Annotated in this window: 14 protein-coding genes, 2 tRNA genes and 1 pseudogene; 6 read left to right on the top strand and 11 right to left on the bottom strand. The window is 71.2% G+C overall.

The genetic code is table 11. The annotated features are described in order from the left end of the window. The first annotated feature begins 337 nt into the window (after window positions 1–337). Both KCH48_RS13870 and KCH48_RS13865 read left to right on the top strand, forming a co-directional pair. Complete coding sequence (locus tag KCH48_RS13870; RefSeq protein WP_210573769.1) at window positions 338–844, top strand: MarR family winged helix-turn-helix transcriptional regulator; 507 nt, start codon at window positions 338–340, stop codon at window positions 842–844. A 202-nt stretch (window positions 845–1,046) separates the two neighbouring features. Beyond that, a complete protein-coding gene (locus KCH48_RS13865; protein WP_246885220.1) occupies window positions 1,047–1,622 on the top strand; it encodes a GtrA family protein in 576 nt (191 codons plus the stop codon). 44 nt (window positions 1,623–1,666) lie between these two features. On the opposite strand, the gene KCH48_RS13860 is transcribed toward KCH48_RS13865, so the two are convergent. Further along, window positions 1,667–2,395, bottom strand: a complete 729-nt coding sequence (locus KCH48_RS13860) for an SDR family oxidoreductase (RefSeq protein ID WP_210573767.1) — start codon at window positions 2,393–2,395, stop codon at window positions 1,667–1,669. Between the two features lie 75 nt (window positions 2,396–2,470). Here KCH48_RS13860 and KCH48_RS13855 point away from each other — a divergent pair, with 75 nt between their 5' ends. After that, window positions 2,471–2,848 carry a MerR family transcriptional regulator gene (locus KCH48_RS13855; RefSeq protein WP_210573766.1) on the top strand — a complete coding sequence of 126 codons (378 nt, stop codon included), beginning with the start codon at window positions 2,471–2,473 and terminating at the stop codon, window positions 2,846–2,848. Between the two features lie 116 nt (window positions 2,849–2,964). Here KCH48_RS13855 and KCH48_RS13850 read toward each other — a convergent pair whose 3' ends face one another. From KCH48_RS13850 to KCH48_RS13835, 4 genes and pseudogenes are all read right to left on the bottom strand, one after another. After that, window positions 2,965–3,642: a YdcF family protein gene (locus KCH48_RS13850; RefSeq protein ID WP_210573764.1), complete on the bottom strand. Its 678-nt coding sequence runs from the start codon at window positions 3,640–3,642 to the stop codon at window positions 2,965–2,967. Beyond that, window positions 3,639–3,866 (bottom strand): annotated as a pseudogene (locus KCH48_RS13845) (UTRA domain-containing protein); the annotation flags it as partial. The pseudogene KCH48_RS13845 and the gene KCH48_RS13850, both read right to left, overlap by 4 nt. Window positions 3,867–4,037: 171 nt before the next feature. After that, window positions 4,038–4,110 (bottom strand) — tRNA-Arg (locus tag KCH48_RS13840). Between the two features lie 192 nt (window positions 4,111–4,302). Next, window positions 4,303–4,393, bottom strand: a tRNA-Ser gene (locus KCH48_RS13835). 169 nt (window positions 4,394–4,562) lie between these two features. Between KCH48_RS13835 and KCH48_RS13830 the strand changes: the two genes are divergently transcribed. After that, window positions 4,563–5,036: an SSI family serine proteinase inhibitor gene (locus tag KCH48_RS13830; protein WP_210573763.1), complete on the top strand. Its 474-nt coding sequence runs from the start codon at window positions 4,563–4,565 to the stop codon at window positions 5,034–5,036. A 373-nt stretch (window positions 5,037–5,409) separates the two neighbouring features. Further along, window positions 5,410–9,933 carry a PAS domain-containing protein gene (locus KCH48_RS13825; protein ID WP_210573761.1) on the top strand — a complete coding sequence of 1,508 codons (4,524 nt, stop codon included), beginning with the start codon at window positions 5,410–5,412 and terminating at the stop codon, window positions 9,931–9,933. 39 nt (window positions 9,934–9,972) lie between these two features. On the opposite strand, the gene KCH48_RS13820 is transcribed toward KCH48_RS13825, so the two are convergent. Then, window positions 9,973–10,551 carry a TetR family transcriptional regulator gene (locus KCH48_RS13820; RefSeq protein ID WP_210573759.1) on the bottom strand — a complete coding sequence of 193 codons (579 nt, stop codon included), beginning with the start codon at window positions 10,549–10,551 and terminating at the stop codon, window positions 9,973–9,975. 142 nt (window positions 10,552–10,693) lie between these two features. Here KCH48_RS13820 and KCH48_RS13815 point away from each other — a divergent pair, with 142 nt between their 5' ends. Next, entirely contained in the window at window positions 10,694–11,959 is a 1,266-nt protein-coding gene (locus KCH48_RS13815) for an MFS transporter (RefSeq protein ID WP_210573757.1), read from the top strand. Between the two features lie 58 nt (window positions 11,960–12,017). On the opposite strand, the gene KCH48_RS13810 is transcribed toward KCH48_RS13815, so the two are convergent. The 5 genes from KCH48_RS13810 to KCH48_RS13790 all read right to left on the bottom strand — a co-directional run bounded on the left by KCH48_RS13810 (window position 12,018) and on the right by KCH48_RS13790 (window position 17,647). Continuing rightward, complete coding sequence (locus tag KCH48_RS13810) at window positions 12,018–13,670, bottom strand: long-chain fatty acid--CoA ligase (protein WP_210573755.1); 1,653 nt, start codon at window positions 13,668–13,670, stop codon at window positions 12,018–12,020. Window positions 13,671–13,954: 284 nt separating this feature from the next. Then, window positions 13,955–14,503 carry a SigE family RNA polymerase sigma factor gene (locus KCH48_RS13805; RefSeq protein WP_210573748.1) on the bottom strand — a complete coding sequence of 183 codons (549 nt, stop codon included), beginning with the start codon at window positions 14,501–14,503 and terminating at the stop codon, window positions 13,955–13,957. A gap of 281 nt (window positions 14,504–14,784) precedes the next feature. After that, window positions 14,785–15,948: a lipid-transfer protein gene (locus KCH48_RS13800; protein ID WP_210573746.1), complete on the bottom strand. Its 1,164-nt coding sequence runs from the start codon at window positions 15,946–15,948 to the stop codon at window positions 14,785–14,787. Beyond that, on the bottom strand, window positions 15,945–16,391 hold the full coding sequence (locus KCH48_RS13795; RefSeq protein ID WP_246885219.1) for a MaoC/PaaZ C-terminal domain-containing protein: 447 nt from the start codon (window positions 16,389–16,391) through the stop codon (window positions 15,945–15,947). Before KCH48_RS13795 ends, KCH48_RS13800 begins: the two co-directional genes overlap by 4 nt. Then, window positions 16,379–17,647 carry an acyl-CoA dehydrogenase family protein gene (locus KCH48_RS13790; RefSeq protein ID WP_210573745.1) on the bottom strand — a complete coding sequence of 423 codons (1,269 nt, stop codon included), beginning with the start codon at window positions 17,645–17,647 and terminating at the stop codon, window positions 16,379–16,381. Before KCH48_RS13790 ends, KCH48_RS13795 begins: the two co-directional genes overlap by 13 nt. Window position 17,648: the final 1 nt, after the last annotated feature.

Genomic DNA, 17,648 nt, shown 5'->3' with positions numbered 1-17,648 from the left:
GCCCCCCCCCCCCGGGCGCCCCCCAACCCCCCGCCCCACCCCCACCAAAGCGGCCGCCCCCCACCCCCCCCCCCCCCCCCCCCCCCCCCCCCCCCCCGCCGCCCCCCCCCCCCCCCCCCCCCACCCCCGCCACAACCGCCCCGACGGACGCGACGCCGAATCCGGTCCACCCCGCGACCGTATGGCCCTCGTCATACTGTGCGCTCACGTACCTGCCTCCTTCTTGGGCAGCGGACGTCCGCTGTGTGGGCGAGGATGGATCCCCATGAAATATCCCTCACCCCGTAAGAAATTTAGCACCTAAACCTCTCACGTACTAAGGAAACAGGGAACCGCGATGTCAGCCAAGCCGCGCCCGACCGCCACCCCGGCCCAGGCCCTGTCAGCGATGGACTCCCTGATCGCCACCCACCTGCTGGGGCAGCAGGAAATGGCCCAGCGGCTGGGCCTGAACGTCACCGACCTCCTCTGCTTCGCCTGCGTCCTCAAGGCCGGCGACGACCTCCTCACCGCGGGCGACCTCGCAGAACACGCCCACGTCACCACCGGCGCCGCCACCGGCATCATCAACCGCCTGGAACGTGCCGGCTTCATCACCCGCCGCCCCGACCCCACCGACCGCCGCCGCGTCCGCCTGGCCGCGGTCCCCGCCGCCGTCACCCGCGTCGAGGCCCTCTACGGCCCCTACTACGCCCGCCTCCACACCCTCTTCGCCGACTACTCCGCCGCCGAAATCGCCGTACTGAACGACTGGTTCACCCGCACGACGGGTCTGGCGCTGGAGTACATCGAGGAGCTGCGCGAACTCCACAGCTCACAACCGCCCCAACGCCCGCGGTCATGACCGGCGGCATCGCACGGTTTCACGGCTCGCGCGGAATGACCTGACGAGGGCAGGCGTCGTACGGCGGACCGGACCCCGTTGGTAGGGCTGGCTGCACCCTCAATACGGGTGGCCGCGTCCTCGTTTCGCGGAGCCGGTGACGGGATCGTTGACCCAGCTGATCACCGAGTCTCAACGGTCCCTGCCCGGAAGGAACTTCCCCATGAAGTCGCTGCGTTCGCCGAACCAGGAGATGGCGTACGAGCCGAGCGCCGCGAAGCTGGGGCCGACCGGCGGGAAGGACGGCGCAATCCGCACCGCGGGCGCCCCCGGCCCGTTCGCATCCTTCGTCCGTTTCGTGGTGTGCGGAGGCGGCGTCGGCGTCCTTTCCAGCGCGGCGGTGCCGCTGACGGCAACACTCATGCCCTGGACACTGGCCAACGCGCTCATCACGGTCGCCTCAACACTCCTCTGCACCGAACTCCACGCCCTGTTCACCTTCGGCACCGGACACCGCGCCGGCCTGCGCCGCCACCTGCAGTCGGCAGGCTCAGCCACGGCCGCGTACGCGGTGACCTCCACCGCGATACTCACCCTCCACACGGTCCAGCCCTCGCCGACGCTGCTCCGGGAACAGACCGTCTACCTGACCGCAGCCGGCCTCGCCGGAATCGGCCGCTTCCTGGTGCTGCGCCTGTTCGTCTTCAACCCCGCCCGGAAGAACCCGAGTCCGGCCCAGCACGCCGTACCAAACACGAGCCGACGTACCGCCCCACTGCCTTACTGCACAGCAGCCTGATCCCGGAACCGTCGTGACTGCCTCTGTGTGGCCTGAGAGATCCCTCAGGCCGCCATCAGCGCCGCCAGGGCGCGGTCCATTGCGGCGTTGAACTCTTCCGGCGTCAGCGGCAGACGGGACTTGACGTCCCGACTCCACTGGTCGGCGAGGACCTCGGCGGAGCCCGCCTCGACACCGTCGAGTGCCGCATCGGCCAGGTCCGACGGAGCGATCTTGTCCACGGGCATGCCCGCCGCCATGTCGGTGTCGGCCAGGCCGAGGTGTACCGCTGTGACGAGCGTGCCCTGCTCGGCGAGCTCCAGGCGGACGCCGTTGGTCATGGCCCAGGCGGCGGCCTTGGTCAGGTGGTAGGCATTGGCGCCCTTGACCCCGAACCACGACATGGCGGAGAGGACGTTGACGATCGCGCCCCCGCCGTTCCCGGCGAGCGTCGGCGCGAACTCCCGGATCATTCCCAGGTGGCCGAACATGTTGGTCTCCAGCTCGTGCCGCACCGCGTCCAGCGAACCGGTCACCAGGTCGGCCCCCGTACTGATTCCCGCGTTGTTGATGAGGAGCGAGACGTCCGGGGCGGCCTCGGCGGCCGCCCTCACGGATGCGGGATCGGCGATGTCGAGGAGCAGCACCTCGACCCCGGGCAGGTCCACGGTCTCCGGTCGGCGGGCCGTCGCGTAGACCTTACGGGCGCCCCGTTCGAGCAGGCGCTGGGCGAAGGCGCGGCCCAGGCCGCGGTTGGCCCCCGTGACAAGGGCGACGGAGTTGTTGATATCCATGGCCGGTACGCTAAAACCTGACGCTGGCGTCAGAGGCAAGTGCTGATCGTCAGGGCTGGGATGAGAGGAATCACGGTGACTGCCACAGAGACCGCAGCCGAGCGGTTGATCCGCATCGGCGAGGTGGCACGAGGTGCCGGCGTCTCCGTGCGCGCCGTGCGCTACTACGAGCAGCAAGGGCTGCTCATCGCGGAGCGCAGCCCGTCCGGCCAGCGCCTGTACCGGCAGGACGCCATCGCCCGGGTCCGCTTCTTCCAGCAGATGTACGCCGCCGGCCTCACCAGCCGAGGGATCAGCGAACTCATGCCGTGCTGGGAAGCCGGGCACACCGACGCCGCGCAACGAGCCATGCTGCGAGCCGAGCGCGAGCGCATCCAGGCCAAGATCGACGACTTGCAGGCCACCCTGGACCACCTCGACAAGGTCATCGCGATCACGGACACGCACCCATAGGCTCGGTCGGCCAGACGTCTCCTCAGCAATCTGACCTCGCTGTCCTGGCTGGGGCGATGAGGAGTCGTTGAGGGGAACTGCTGTCGGGCGGCCGACGCGATTTTCGGTCCTCGGGGTCACGAGGCACCGAGGGTGCTCCCGGCAGTCTCGGGAACGAGTCGGCTCGTGAAACCACCGGACGCGAGCCGCTCGTACGCGCGGATCACCTCGTCGGGCACTTCCTGTACGACCATGAAGCCCTGTGCGGGGTAGATCAGCAGCCGTTGCAGTGACCCGACAAGCATGTCGATGACAAGGCGTGCGTCCTGGATCGAGTCGACGTATTCGGTGAGCGTCATGGAAGTGGACGCGCTCACGAATTCGACTTCCGGCCACATCTTCCGAGCGGTGGCATAGGCCCGCCGTTCCTCGTACGGCTTACTGACGAGAAGCACGGACGACACGCTGATGCCGCGCTCTTCGAGGAACCCGCGAGAGAGCGTGATGTTCTGGCCGGTGTTGCGGGCCCGCGGCTCGACGACGATGGCGTCCGCCGGTACGCCCAGCTCAACGGCGCGGTCTCGGTAGTGCTCGGCTTCCCCGCGCGGCATACGGTCCTGGGTGGTCCGGCTGGTCGCTCCCGTGAAGACGATCAGCGGCATCATGCCGCGCCGGTACAGGTCGACCGTGGTGTCTGCGACGCCCAGATCGTGACTGCCGAGACCGATACCGACCGAGCAGGGGCGCGGCTCGTGGTGCATCTGCTGGTAGTCCCACAAGAGTTGGGTGTCCTCCCAGTCCCGTACCGAGATCACGCTGGACTCTCCTTGCCCTTGCTGCCGTCGTTGGCGGAGTCGGGCACCTTGAAGTCGTACTCCCACACAAAGCATGAGGCCGCATGGATGCCCACTGCGAACTCAACCACCGTGCCGTCCGCCCTGTACGTGGTCCGGTGGAGTTCGACCACGGGTTCGCCGGGCGGGAGTTGGAGAAGCTGCACCTCGTCTCCGGTCGGAACCCTGGCGAACAGGCCCTCCTGACGGGCCGATCTTCACCACGCCGACGGGGACGACGCGCTGAATCTCCATGACCCCGACGAGGAACAGGAGGAGACGAGTCGCGTGACTGAGGGCGGCTTTCCAGCCGCGCTGATGTCACCCGCTGATGTCAAAGGCCCCGCCGGGCGAACCGGCGGGGCCTTTGACCTGTGTGCACTCGGCAGGATTCGAACCTGCAACCTTCTGATCCGTAGTCAGATGCTCTATCCGTTAAGCTACGAGTGCTTGTGTTCTCTTGTTTTTGTCGCCGTTTTGGGCCCTGCTGGGCCGCTCGCGGCGACAGGAAGAACATTACATGACTGCCGCCGCCATGTGAAATCCGTTTGCTGTAGCCCTTGTGACCTGCGGAAACGGGGTTCAGGGGGCCGGGACGGGCGAAGCCCCGGTCGGGGGGACCGGGGCTTCGGTGATCTTGCGCGGAGGCGGAGGGATTTGAACCCTCGATGGGCTTTAAGGCCCAAACCGCATTAGCAGTGCGGCGCCATAGACCGGACTAGGCGACGCCTCCCGCACAGCCGCTCGCGCGAGCGCGAGTGGTGCGTGCAGATGATGACACAGTCGAGCGTGGTGTCACCAATCGCCCCCCACGGTACTAGGCAGGCAGGCCGCAGGGCAAAGGGCTTGAGGTGCGGCGGGGCGGAGCGCAACCGTGGGGGCCGTACGGCGTTGGTCAGGTCATGTTGCAGGTCAACCGGGCCACCCGGATTCTCCTTACCGCCGTCGCTTCCGTCGCCGCGGCCGGTCTGCCGACGGCGCCGTCGTCCGCCGCCGGCCATGTCGAGGCCGCTCCTCCGCCCGTCCGCGACGAGGACCGGAGCGGCGATCACCTGACCGTCACCGTGCGGCACGCGGGCGGTGATGCGGACGGGACGTATGAGCTGTACTGCCGTCCCGTCGGTGGCAGCCACCCCGACGCGAGCGGCGCGTGTGCGGCCGTGGATCGGAGTACGCGGTGGGGGCGGGAGACCTTCGCTCCCGTGCCCGACGGCACCATCTGCACGATGCAGTACGGCGGCGACGCGACCGCCCATGTCACCGGGACGTGGGGCGGGCGGCCCGTCGACGCGACGTACAGCCGCCGTGACGGGTGCCAGATCGCCCGGTGGGACCGGCTCGTGCCGCTCTTGCCCGATCTCGCTCGGTCGTCCTGAGGTCGCGTCTTGAGGTCGCGTCCCGACGTCGTCTTGAGTCGGCGGCGCCTCCACGCCGCCCCATAGACATCGGCGTGACGTCAACTCGTGAGCGCCTCAAGGCCTGCCTCATAGGCACCTCATTACGGAATCAGAAGTGCCGTAAAGGTCCCGCGAAGGTCTCGCGACGTGAGGGTGGGGCGAAAACGCAGGGTGACGCGTTCTGGGTCGTCTGCCGCGTCACGTCGTCGTCACTTCGTCGTGCGACCTCCCTCTCATCCGGCGTCGCGAGCGCAACCGCAGCCCTTAGACTCCCTCGCGTGACACACCGCGGGCGGGTTGGCAAGATGGCCGGAGCGGTGGGCAAGGTGCGGTAACAGGGAGGAAGCGTCTCGTGAGCAGCAGGCCATCCCGAGGCGCTGCTCGCCTCGCAGCCATACTGGACGCGCTTCCCGACGCGTTGGTGCTGGTCAACGCCAATGGGACCGTCGTAAATGCCAATACCATCGCGCTCGAGGCGTTCGAAACGCCGGGGACCGCTCTCGTCGGGCGGGGGCTGCTCGACCTGCTGCCGGAGTTTGACTCCAAGCTCATTCCTGGGTCCATGCGGCGGCCCGATCACATGGACCCGCGCGGGCGGACCAAGCCGACGCGGATGATCGCCCGCCGGACGGACGGCACCGAGTTCCCGGTCGAGGTCACCAGCGCGAACCTGGAGAACGGGCAGCAGGCCTACGACGGCTACGGCTACACCTCCGACGAGTTGCTGATGCTCGTCGTACGGGATCTGTCGGGGACTGTCGACACCGAGGCCGAGCTGGCTCGGTCCCAGCGGCAGACCGAGATGATTCTGCGGGCCGCGTCCGAGGGTGTGGTGGGGACGGACACCGACGGGCGGATCGTGCTCGTCAATCCGGCGGCCGCTCAGATACTGGGTTATCGGGCCAGTGATCTCGGCGGACGCGAGCTGCACGACCTCATGCTGCACTCGCGCGCCGACGGCACGCCGTTCCCGTACGCGGAGTCCCCGCTCGCCGACACCCTGCGCTCCGGGCGCAAGCACCGGGTGCGCGGGCAGGTGTTGTGGTCGAAGAAGGGTGAGAAGGTCCCGGTCGACCTGACGACCGCGCCGGTGCGCGACGGCGACCAGCTCGTCGGTGCCGTGCTGACCTTCACCGACCGGCGGCCGTACGACAGCCTCGCCGAGGAGAAGGCCACCGCTGACAAGAGTCACGCGGAGGAGCTGGAGCGGCTCGGCGACGAGCACGCCTCCGATCTCACCGCGCTGCGCCAGCAGCACGTCACCGAGCTCGAGGAGCTGCGCGAGCAGCACGAGGAGGAGCTGGCGGCCGGCGAGGACCGGTACGCCGCGCTCGCCGAGCGCGAGAAGGACCGGTTCGAGGCGCTCGCCGGGCGGCATGAGCAGCTGCTGACGCTGCTCGGGCGGTCCCTGCGCGGGCCGCTCGACGAGTTGCGGCGGGAGCTGTCGGCGCTGGCCGCCGATGACGCCGGGCAGCTGTGGCCCGAGGCCAACCAGGTGCTCCACCATCTGTCCGCTGGGTACTCGCGGATCACCCAGCTCATCGACAACGTCCTCGCGTATCAGCTGATCGACGCGGGCAGTGAGCAGATCGTCCGTACGAAGGTGATGCTCGACGCCGTCGTCGCCGCGGGTGTCGACGGGGCCGTCGAGCTGATCGGGCCGGGGCGCGTGCAGTTCGCCGTCCACGCGCCGCCCATCGAGGCCGAGGTCGATGCGGCCCGCCTGGCCACCGCGCTCGCGCACCTCGTCGCGGATGTCGCCGGGGTCGACGCGACCGGCAACTCGCCCGTGTCCACGGGCGGTTATATGGACAACACCGTTGTGGTGGCGGCGGCTCAGCGCGGTGAGGTCGTACGGATCGAGGTGCGCGGGCCGTACGCCGGGGGAGACCCGGTGCACGAGCCGATCGTCCGCGGGATCGTGCGGGCGCACGGCGGTGTGCTGCAGACGCATGAGGTGCCGGGGATGAGCGGGAGCGCGTTCGTCCTCGAGGTGCCGATCGGCGGCGGGGCGGGTGCGGTGCCGGCTTCGGACGCCGCGGCTGCTGAGCCGCAGGAGGCCGAGCAGACCTCCGTCGGCGGGCGGCGGCGGGCCCGGCGGTCCTCCGTGGACGCCTTCCTGGAGAGCGATGTGCCGGGCGGCGGCGGTGAGTCCGGTGGCTCCGAGGGTTCGGCGCCCACCGGGCGGCGCCGGAGGCGTGCGGTCGAGGGGGCGGGTGCGGCTGCGGGTACGGCTGTTGTTCCGGCTCAGGCTTCGGGCGACGGGGCCGGCGGTACCGGGCGGCGGCGGGGGCGGCCTGCCGAGGGCGCGGTTGCGGGTACGGCGCCCGGTGCGGGCCTCGAACTCTCTGCCGGGGTGTCCGAGGGTGCCGTCGTCACGGCTGCCGAGCATGCCGCCGGGGCCGCGGCCTCCGGGTCCGGTCTGGGCGGTACGGTGCCGCCGCAGGGCGTGCCCACGTCCGACGGTGGTGGTGCCTTGCCCGCGGGGCAGCGGGCCCAGCAGGCCTTGCCGGCCGCGCTGCCCGCTTCTCCCAACGGGACCGCCGCGGAGAACGCGCAGCCGACCGGGCGCCGCCGGCGTGCCCTGGCCGCCGCAAGCGAACGTGCCGCCGCTCAAGAAGCGGCCCCGCGCGCGGTGTTCGCCCTGCCGCCCGCCGATGCCGACCGGGCGCCCGTAAGCGCCGAAGGGCAGGCGCCCGTACAGGTTCCCGCTCCCGGTGCGGCCGGGGACGCCGTGGTCGACGACGGCCGGCACGACTCCGTACCGCACGACCAGTCCGACGACCACACCCCGCCGCAGCCGCATCCCACGAACGCGCCCACGGGACGTCGGCGGAGGGCGGTCGCCCAGCCTGCGGCTGCAGCGACTGCAGCGGCTGCGGAGCCGACGGGGGCTCCGGTGCAGCAGGGTGCCGGGCAGGGTGTGCCTGTGCAGGCGGGGCAGGCCGTGCAGGTGCCAGCCGGGCAACCGGTTCCGCAACTCATGCCCCAAGGGCAACCGGTTTCCGGACACGCGCCCCAAGGGCAACCGGTTCCGACACCACACGCGATCGAAGGCGCAGCCTCCGCAGGGCAGCCAGTCCCCGGTCAACCCGGCGTGAGTCCGCTGGCCCCGTCGACGCAAGCCGGTGTCCCCGGCGCACCCCAGCCAGGACAGGCAGCCGCACCCGGTCAGCCCGCCGGGGGCCAGCCCTCCGTGAACGTGGCCCCGCAGGGTGCCGCGGCTCAGCCTCAGGCCGTACCGACGGCGGCCCCCGGTCAGCCCGTGCAGGCGGGCCCGGCGACGCAGCAGCCGGTCCCCGCGCAGGCAGGTCCCGCACCTGCGGCCCAGGCTGCTGCCTCGGCTGCCCCTCCTGCCCAAGGCGCCCCAGGCGCCCCCGCGCAGAACTCCCCCGCACCGCAGCCCGGCCTCCCTGCACCACAGCCCGGCCTCCCCGCTCCGCAGACCACCGGCGTCCAGCCGTCAGCCCCTGGCCCGCACACCGCCCCCGGTCAGCCGCTCCCCGCCGAGGCCGCGCCCGGCGGCGTGCAGGCCGGTGGGCCTCAGGGCACGCCCGCCCAGCCGTGGCCCGGCGCCGACAGCAGCTCCGGCGCGGGCGCCCCCGTACCGGCGAACGGGGCAGCCCCCGCGCCGATGCCGCCGAACCCGACCGGCGCCGCCGTGCCTCCCAACGGCGCCGCCACCCCCGTACCGCCGAACGCGCCCCTGCCCCCCGAGAACGCCGCCGTGCCGCAGCGGGCCGCTCAGCCGCTGCCCGCCGAGGCGGCCGCCGCCGCTCCCGTGGACCCCAACTCCACGCAGGGGCGGGCGATCAGTGTGCGGACGTTGGGGCAGGGGGTGCCGTTCAGCAGGCAGGCGGCGCAGGTGCAGCAGGCAGCATCCGCGCCGGCCCCGCCGCAGACGAGCGGCGGTCGGCGACGGAAGCTGGGGACGCCGCCCGACCGGCCCGACCAGGCGGCCCGGTCGCATCCTTCGGGCGAGCAGACGTCGGCGCGCGGTTCCCGGCTGGCGCAGTCCACCGAGGCCGCCGGTCGGTCGTACGCCATAGGCGCACCGGACGAGAACGCCGCCGAGGGGCCCGAGCCGCTGGACGGTCCCGGTGGGGCCGTCGAGGTGAAGGAACCGCCGCGACCGCAGCCGATGGACGACGAGTTGCCGCCGGAGCCGCTGGACAATCCGCGCCGGCTGCTGGTGTGGCCCGCGCCGGACGTGACCACGCAGCAGGCGCTGAGTGATCGCGGGTACCGGCCGGTCATCGTGAACTCGCGCGAGGAGGTCGACGCGCAGATCGCGGCCTTCCCCGCCGCGCTGTTCGTCGATCCGCTGACCGGGCCGATCACACGGACGGCACTTCAGTCGTTGCGGCAGGCGGCGGGGGCCGCGCAGGTGCCGGTGATGGTCACGGCCGGGCTCGGGCAGGCGACGCGGGAGGCGGCGTACGGCGCCGATCCCGCCGTACTCCTGAAGGCGCTCACGCCTCGCGACAGTGAGCAGCATCCGCCGCGTGTGCTGCTGATCGAGGAGCATGCGGAGATCGCGCTCGCGCTGACCGCGACGCTGGAGCGGCGCGGGATGCAGGTGGCGCGGGCGGCGAGCGATGCCGACGCGGTGACGCTGGCGGGGCAGTTCCGGCCGAATCTCGTCGTGATGGATCTGATGCAGGTGCATCGGCGGCAGTCCGGGATCGTCGACTGGCTGCGCGCGAACGGGCAGCTCAACCGCACCCCGCTCGTCGTCTACACCGCCGCCGTCGACCAGGCGGATCTGCCGCGGCTGGCGTCGGGCGAGACCGTGCTGTTCCTCGCCGAGCGGTCCACCAGTACGGAGGTCCAGAGCCGGATCGTGGACCTGCTCGCGCGGATCGGGACGAACTAGGGCTTACAGGTCCCACAGGTCCTTCTGGTCCCACAGGTCCTAGGGAGCCGTCAGTCTCCGCGCCGCTTCCTTGATCGACGTGCGCAGGCGGTCGCGGTCGGTGTCCTCGCCGCCGGCCAGGATGCGCCTCATCTGGGGGACGACCACGGCCCAGTTGGCCAAGGCTGTCAGGAGGAACAGCAGGTCGCGGGCCGGGATGGCGTCGGTGACGACGCCCCGGTCCTGGCCGTCCTGGAGGGCGGCGACCTTGCGGGTGTAGTGGTCCTGGCGTTCGGACTCGTCGGGCAGCTCCGCGGTGCCGTACTCCAGGCCCTCCCAGAAGAGCAGGCGCAGCAGCTCGGGGTGGGCGGCGTGGTAGTCCATCAGGCGGTCGATCCAGCCCTCGAGGTCGTCCGGGTCGACCGGGACGGATTCGGCGAGGTCCAGCATCTTCTTCTCGAGGACGCGCGCGAACAGCTCCGCCTTGTTGCCGAAGTAGGCGTAGATCAACTGCTTGTTGGCCCTGGCCGCGGTGGCGATGCGGTCCATGCGGGCGCCCGCGATGCCGTACCGGGCGAACTCGGCGACCGCCGCGTCGAAGATCCGGGCCCTGGTGGCTTCGGGGTCTCTTGCTGCCATGGGGACAGGGTAGCGGGGGAGTAACCAACTGTTTGGTTGACGGGAATTCGGGGGTGGCGCATGCTGTTGGATGAAAGCAACCAACTAGTTGGTTGCTAGAGCTCACTCGAACTAGAGCCCACTCGAAGGAGTCCCTCCGCTCATGCCGTCAGCCGTCCCCAGCCAGAACACGGCCGTCGCCTCGCCGGGCCACCGGAAGGACCGGAGCCAGCAGGGCCAACAGGGCGATCAGGGCCAGCAGGCCTCCCAAGACCGGGAATCCAAGGCCCCCACCCTCTTCCTCGTCCTCATCGCCGTCTGCACCGCCGTCACGGCCGCCAATATCTACATCGCCGCCCCACTGCTCCCCCTCATCGCCCGCGACTTCGGCACCACGCCCTCGGCCGTGGCTTGGATCGCCTCGGTCGCGCAGTTCGGCTACGCCGCCGGCCTGCTCTTCTTCGCCCCGCTCGGCGACAGCGTCAACCGGCGCCGTCTGGTCGGCCTGCTCTCCCTGGCCACCACGCTGGCGCTGCTCGCGGGTGCCGCGGCCTCCGGCACGGACGCCCTCGCGGCCGCCGTGTTCATCGCCTCCGCCGCGACGGTCATACCCCAGCTACTCGTTCCGCTGGTCGCGGCCCGCGCTCCTGCCGCACGGCGTGCCCGCCATGTCGCCGCCGTCATCGCGGGGCTGTTCACCGGGATCGTGGCCGCGAGGGTTCTCGGTGGGCTGGTGGGACAGGCCTTCGGCTGGCGGGTGGTGTTCATCGGGGCCGCGGTCCTGACGGCCGTACTCGGTCTGGCCACCGCGCTCGTCCTGCCGGATGAGGGGCGGCGCCGGCGCACGGGTCCGCTGTTCGCCGGGCTCGTCTCGCTGCCGGGAGTCGTGCGCGGCTCCCCCGACCTGTGGCGCGCATGCCTGCGGCAGGCCGGGATGTTCGGCGCCTGGAGCGCGCTGTGGACCTCGCTCGCCCTGCTGCTGACCGGGGAGTCGTACGACCTGACCACCGCCACCGCCGGGCTCTTCGGCCTCTTCGGTCTCACGGCCAGCGCGGTCGCGCCGCTGGCTGGCGGCCTCGTCGACCGCTTCGGTGCCGCCAGGGTCGTACGGTCCGCGTTTCTCCTCGCCGCCGTGTCCGTGCCGCTCTTCTGGCTCGGCGGGCAGGTGATGTGGGCCCTGTTCATCGCCGCCATCGTGATCCACGCGGCCCTGGTCGCCTCCCACGTCGCCAACCAGACGCTCGCCCTGACCACCACCTCCACCCCGGCCACCGCCAACACCGCGTATGTCGTCGCAGGTTTCGCGGGCGGCGCGATCGCGTCCGCGCTCGCCGGGAGCGCCTTCAGCCACTGGGGCTGGGGCGGGGTGTGCGCGGTGGCGGGGGTGTGGCTGGTGTTGGGGTGGATGACTACTTCGATACGGCGGTGAGGCGGGCGTCCGCCGGGCAGGGAAGGTGGGTGCCCTGCCCGGCGTAGGCCTCCGCCCCTCAGAGCTTGGTGACGTCCAGCTTGCCGTCGGCGTACTGCCTGCGCAGGACCTTCTTGTCGAACTTGCCGACGCTCGTCTTCGGGACGGCCTCGATGATGGTCCAGCGCTCCGGGAGCTGCCACTTGGCGATCTTGCCCTCGCCGGCGAGGAAGGTGCGCAGGGTCTCGAAGTCGGCGGTGGCGCCCTCCTTCAGTACGACCGTGGCGAGCGGGCGTTCGCCCCACTTGTCGTCGGGGACGGCGACTACGGCGGCCTCGGCGACGTCAGGGTGGGACATCAGCGCGTTCTCCAGCTCGACCGAGGAGATCCACTCGCCGCCGGACTTGATGACGTCCTTGGCGCGGTCGGTGAGGGTGAGGAAGCCGTCGGCGGAGATCGTGCCGACGTCACCGGTCTTCAGCCAGCCGTCCTCGCTGAACTTGTCGGCGGGGCGCAGGGGTTCGGCCCCGGGGCCGTTGTAGTAGGCGCCCGCGATCCACGGGCCGCGGACCTCCAGCTCGCCCGCGGACTCGCCGTCCCAGGGGAGACGCTCGCCGCCGGGGCCGGTGAGGCGGGCCTCGACGCTCGCGGGGAAACGGCCCTGGGTGAGGCGGTAGGCGAACTCCTCCTCGGTGCCGACCGCGTGGGCCGGCGGGCGGGCGATGGTGCCGAGCGGGGAGGTCTCCGTCATGCCCCAGGCGTGGCAGACCCGCATGCCGAGCTTGTCGAACGCCTCCATGAGCGAGGGCGGACAGGCCGAGCCGCCGATGGTGACCTGGGTGAGGGAGGAGACGTCACGTGGGTGGGCGGTCAGCTCGGCGAGCAGGCCCTGCCAGATGGTCGGGACGGCGGCCGCGTGCGTGGGCTTCTCGCGCTCGATCATCTCGGCGAGCGGGGCGGGCTGCAGGAAGCGGTCCGGCATCAGCACGTTCACGCCGGTCATGAAGGTCGCGTGCGGCAGGCCCCAGGCGTTGACGTGGAACTGGGGGACCACCGCCAGCGAGATGTCCTGGTCGGTCAGGCCCATCGACTGGGCCATGTTGACCTGCATGGAGTGCAGGTAGATCGAACGGTGGCTGTACACCACGCCCTTCGGGTCGCCCGTCGTCCCGGACGTGTAGCACATGGCCGCGGCCTGGCGCTCGTCCAACTCCGGCCACTCGTACGTCGTCGGCTTCCCGGCGATCAGCTCCTCGTACGCGTGCACCCGCGGGGCGACGTCCGCGAGCAGGGACAGGTCGCCGGGGCCGGACACCACCACGTGCTCGATCGTCTTGAGGTGTGGCAGCAGCGGGGCGAGCAGCGGCAGTAGCGAACCGTTGACGATCACCACCCGGTCCGCGGCGTGGTTCACGATCCAGGCGAGCTGCTCGGCCGGGAGGCGCAGGTTCAGCGTGTGCAGGACCGCGCCCATGGAGGGGATCGCGAAGTACGCCTCGACGTGCTCGGCGTTGTTCCACATCAGCGTCGCCACGCGCTCGTCGTCCGCGACCCCGAGGTCGTCGCGCAGGCCGTGCGCCAGCTGAGCCGCGCGGGCTCCGATCTCGGCGAAGGAACGCCGCTGGGGCTCCTCGCCGGTCCAGGTGATCACCTGTGATGTGCCGTGGATCGTCGACCCGTGGGTCAGGATCCTCGAGATCAGCAGCGGTACGTCCTGCATGGTGCTCAGCACGGCGTCCTCCCGGGGGCGACATTGCCTACGCGGTGGTAAGGGTTGCGCTGATTCTGCTCACATACCGCGCGGTATGTCACTAGGCGCGGACGATCGATCACGTCGATCACGTCACGTTGCGTCCACCGAGGTGGGGCTGTATCGCGCCCCGTGAGGGGCGCGGGGCTGTATCGATGTGCGGCTCCGCCGCGATGGGGGTCCCCCCGCTCGAGCGAAGCCGAGAGTGGGGGAGCGACCAGCCACGACGGACCCGCAGTCGACGCACCGGGCTTCCAGCGGAGCGCTTAGCGGACCAGCAACAGTTCCGCGTCCTCGCGCAGCTTGCCGAGGGCGCGGGACACCGCCGACTTGACCGTGCCCACCGAGACGCCGAGCACCTCGGCCGTCTGTGCTTCGCTGAGGTCCTCGTAGTACCTCAGGACGACCATCGCGCGCTGCCGTGCGGGCAGTTTGGAGATCGCCCGCCACATCGCGTCGTGCAGCGCCTGCTGCTCGGCCGGGTCGTCCCCGCCGGGGACCGGCTCGGGCTCCGGCAGCTCGTCGCAGGCGAACTCGTCCACCTTGCGCTTGCGCCACTGCGATGTTCGGGTGTTCAGCAGCGCCCGGCGCACATAGCCGTCGAGCGCGCGGTGGTCCTCGATCCGCTCCCAGGCGACATACGTCTTGGTGAGCGCCGTCTGCAGCAGATCCTCCGCGTCGCTCGGGTTCGCGGTGAGCGACCGGGCGGTACGCAGCAGCACCGGCTGGCGGGCCTTGACGTACGACGAGAACGACGGGTACGTCAGCGACCGCGTCGCGGCTTGGGAAGCGCTGGTGCAGACGGTTGTGGTCATGGCTCCACGCTATGAGCGACCCCCTCTCCAGCGGATCGGCCGCAGGTCCCGAAGCGCACTCCCCCTCAGGTTGTAGGGGTGGTGCCGACTGCACCTCCTGAAGGTGGACCGGAGGAGGACACCTACTGCGGGTTTACCCCTGGGGGCTACGACCACGGTGCCGGTTCCTGTACCTGTGCGGCCGGCACGGGACCCGGCATGGCGGCGGTCCCGCCGACGCCGGTCCCCGGTCCCGGCCCCCCGTGCGGCAGCCGGGGCCGGGGTTCCCCACGGCGCCTGCCTCACCCTCCCTCCAGGACCAGCCCCGACGTCGGCACACCTGTCCCCGCGGTCACCAGGACCCGGCCGGCCCCCGGTATCTGGTTGACGGATGTGCCGCGCAGTTGCCGTACCCCCTCCGCGATCCCGTTCATCCCGTGCAGATACGCCTCCCCCAACTGTCCCCCGTGCGTATTGACCGGCAGCCGCTCCTCCGCCATGAACTCAGCGGCCTCCCCCTTTCCGCAGAACCCGAACTCCTCCAGCTGCATCAGCACGAACGGTGTGAAGTGGTCGTACAGGATCCCCACATCGATGTCGGCCGGGGTGAGCCCGGCGCTGCGCCACAGCCGGCGGGCCACCACGCCCATCTCCGGCAGGCCGGTCAGGTCGTCGCGGTAGAAGCTGGTCATCTGCTCCTGGGCGCGCCCCGCCCCCTGGGCGGCGGCTGCGACGACCGCCGGGGGGTTCGGCAGGTCGCGGGCCCGCTCCACGGAGGTGACGACGATGGCCTGACCGCCGTCCGTCTCCTGGCAGCAGTCCAGCAGCCTGAGCGGTTCGGCGATCCAGCGCGAGGCCGCGTGGTCGGCGAGGGAGATCGGTCTGCCGTGGAAGTACGCCGCCGGATTGGTGGCCGCATACTTGCGGTCCACGACGGCCACATGCCCGAACACCTCCGGGGTCAGCCCATAGGTGTGCAGATACCGCTGAGCCACCATCGCCACCCAGGAGGCCGGGGTGAGCAGCCCGAACGGCAGGGACCAGCCCAGGGCCGCGCCCTCCGCCGACGGCTCCCGGTGCTGCACTCCCGAGCCGAATCTCCGGCCCGACCGCTCGTTGAACGCGCGGTAGCAGACCACCACCTCGGCCACGCCCGCGGCGATGGCGAGCGCCGCCTGCTGGACGGTCGCGCAGGCCGCCCCGCCGCCGTAGTGCACCCGGGAGAAGAAGGACAGCTCGCCCATCCCGCAGGCCTGGGCGACCGTGATCTCCGGGCTGGTGTCCATCGTGAACGTGACCATCCCGTCCACGTCCTCCGGTGTCAGCCCCGCGTCGTCCAGGGCCGCCCGCACCGCCTCCACGGCCAGCCGGAGCTCACTGCGGCCCGAGTCCTTGGAGAACTCGGTGGCGCCGATCCCGACGATCGCGGCGCGCCTGCCGAGGGTGTCCGGGGTTCGGGTGCTCATCGCGCACCCCCCGTCGGTACGGTGACCGTCACCGTGCCGGTCACATGTCTGCCGATGCCGTTGTCCCCCACGACCCGAACCGTCGCGGTGTCGCCGTCGAGCTCGTCCACCGTCCCCGTCAACACCATCGTGTCTCCTGGGTAGTTGGGTGCGCCCAGCCTGATGGCCACCTTGCGCAGGACGGCCGTCGGGCCGAAGTGGTCCGTGATGTAGCGGCCCACCAGGCCGTTGGTGGTCAGGATGTTCATGAAGATGTCGGGGGAGCCCTTCTGGCGGGCCAGTTCCGCGTCGTGGTGCACGTCCTGGTAGTCCCGGGAGGCGATCGCTCCGGCCACGATGAGCGTGCGGGTGATCTCGATCTCCAGCGGCGGCAGTCGGTCGCCAACCCTCGGCAGCTGGTCGCCGGTCATCGGCAGTTGGTCGCCGGTCCTCACCGATCCCATGCCTCGCCCTCCTCCCCTTCCTTGATCAACTCGCCCAGTTCCTGCAGTAGTTCGTCGCCGCATCCCAGATAGGCGTCCAGCTGCCGGCCCCACAGGAAGTGCCGGTGCACCGGATGGTCCAGGTCGGCTCCCGCGCCGCCGTGCAGATGCTGGCCCGCGTGGACGACCCGGCTGCCCGCCTCGGACGCCCACCAGGCGGCGGCCAGCGCGTGTGAGGCGTAGGGGAGCCCGGTGTCGCGCCGCCAGGCCGCCTCGTACGCCGTCACCCTGATCGCCTCCGTGTCCATATACGCGTCCGCTGCCCGGAGTTGGACGGCCTGCTTGGTGGCGAGCGGTCGCCCGAACTGCTCCCGGCTGTTCGTGTGCGCCACGGCCCGCGCGAGGGAACCGGCACAGACCCCGGCCTGAAGACCGGCGAAGGCGGTGCGGGCGGTGGCAAGGACGTCGGCGTAGGCGTCGGGTCCGGCGGGGTGTTCGTCGCCTACGCCGCCGATCTGTCCGGCGCCAGCGCCGCTGAGCCGTTCAGCACCGGGGCCGCTGAGGTGCTCGGTGCCGCTGAGCCGTTCGGCACCGGGGCCGCTGAGATGCTCGGTACCGCTGAGCCGATCGGCATCGAGCCCGCCGAGCCCTACGGCATCGTGGCCGCTGAAGTCCTCGGTGCCGCTGAGCCGCTCGGCACCCGGCCCGCCGAGCAGCTCGGCGTCGGTTCCCTCCAGCACGAGTCGCCCCGCCGCCCAGGGCGCCGTGAGTTCGACCGGCTGCCACTCCACGTGGCCGACGGTCGGCACCAGCCACAGATTCCGGTCCGCGTCGGCCACCAGGACATGCGTGGCGTCCCGCAACCAGGGCACGACGGGGACCGTGCCGGTCAACTCGCCGCCCGCAGACGCCCGTACCCCTCCCTGTGCCGGAAATGCCCCGCTGACCACCACCGAGCCGTCGATGATCCCCGGCAGCAACCGCTCGCGCTGCTCCGCCGAGCCGTGGGCCGACACTGCCAGCAGTCCGTACACACATGTGGCCGCAAAAGGCACCTGGGCCGTCGTGCGGCCCTGCTCCTCCAGGAGGAGGACGAGGCCCAGCAGGCCCACCTCCTGGACGGCGCCGATGAGTCCGGCCGCGCACAGGGCCTTCCACAACTCCGGGTCGCTGCCTGTGCCGGCGGCCGTCAGCCGTTCGTGCGTGGCGAGGTCGCCGAAGATCCGCGCGGCCAGTTCCTGCGCGGCGGCCTGCTCCTGTGTGGGCGTGAAGTCCATG

The sequence above is a fragment of the Streptomyces sp. GESEQ-4 genome (assembly GCF_017948455.1).
GTDB lineage: Bacteria > Actinomycetota > Actinomycetes > Streptomycetales > Streptomycetaceae > Streptomyces.
This window is presented reverse-complemented; position numbering and strand designations above follow the sequence as displayed.

Bases quoted from the DNA above. Each gene is read 5' to 3' on its own strand.
- KCH48_RS13870 (WP_210573769.1), top strand. From the start codon at position 338: ATGTCAGCCAAGCCGCGCCCGACCGCCACCCCGGCCCAGGCCCTGTCA.
- KCH48_RS13865 (WP_246885220.1), top strand. From the start codon at position 1,047: ATGAAGTCGCTGCGTTCGCCGAACCAGGAGATGGCGTACGAGCCGAGC.
- KCH48_RS13860 (WP_210573767.1), bottom strand. From the start codon at position 2,395: ATGGATATCAACAACTCCGTCGCCCTTGTCACGGGGGCCAACCGCGGC.
- KCH48_RS13830 (WP_210573763.1), top strand. From the start codon at position 4,563: ATGTTGCAGGTCAACCGGGCCACCCGGATTCTCCTTACCGCCGTCGCT.
- KCH48_RS13820 (WP_210573759.1), bottom strand. From the start codon at position 10,551: ATGGCAGCAAGAGACCCCGAAGCCACCAGGGCCCGGATCTTCGACGCG.
- KCH48_RS13815 (WP_210573757.1), top strand. From the start codon at position 10,694: ATGCCGTCAGCCGTCCCCAGCCAGAACACGGCCGTCGCCTCGCCGGGC.
- KCH48_RS13805 (WP_210573748.1), bottom strand. From the start codon at position 14,503: ATGACCACAACCGTCTGCACCAGCGCTTCCCAAGCCGCGACGCGGTCG.
- KCH48_RS13800 (WP_210573746.1), bottom strand. From the start codon at position 15,948: ATGAGCACCCGAACCCCGGACACCCTCGGCAGGCGCGCCGCGATCGTC.
- KCH48_RS13795 (WP_246885219.1), bottom strand. From the start codon at position 16,391: ATGGGATCGGTGAGGACCGGCGACCAACTGCCGATGACCGGCGACCAG.
- KCH48_RS13790 (WP_210573745.1), bottom strand. From the start codon at position 17,647: ATGGACTTCACGCCCACACAGGAGCAGGCCGCCGCGCAGGAACTGGCC.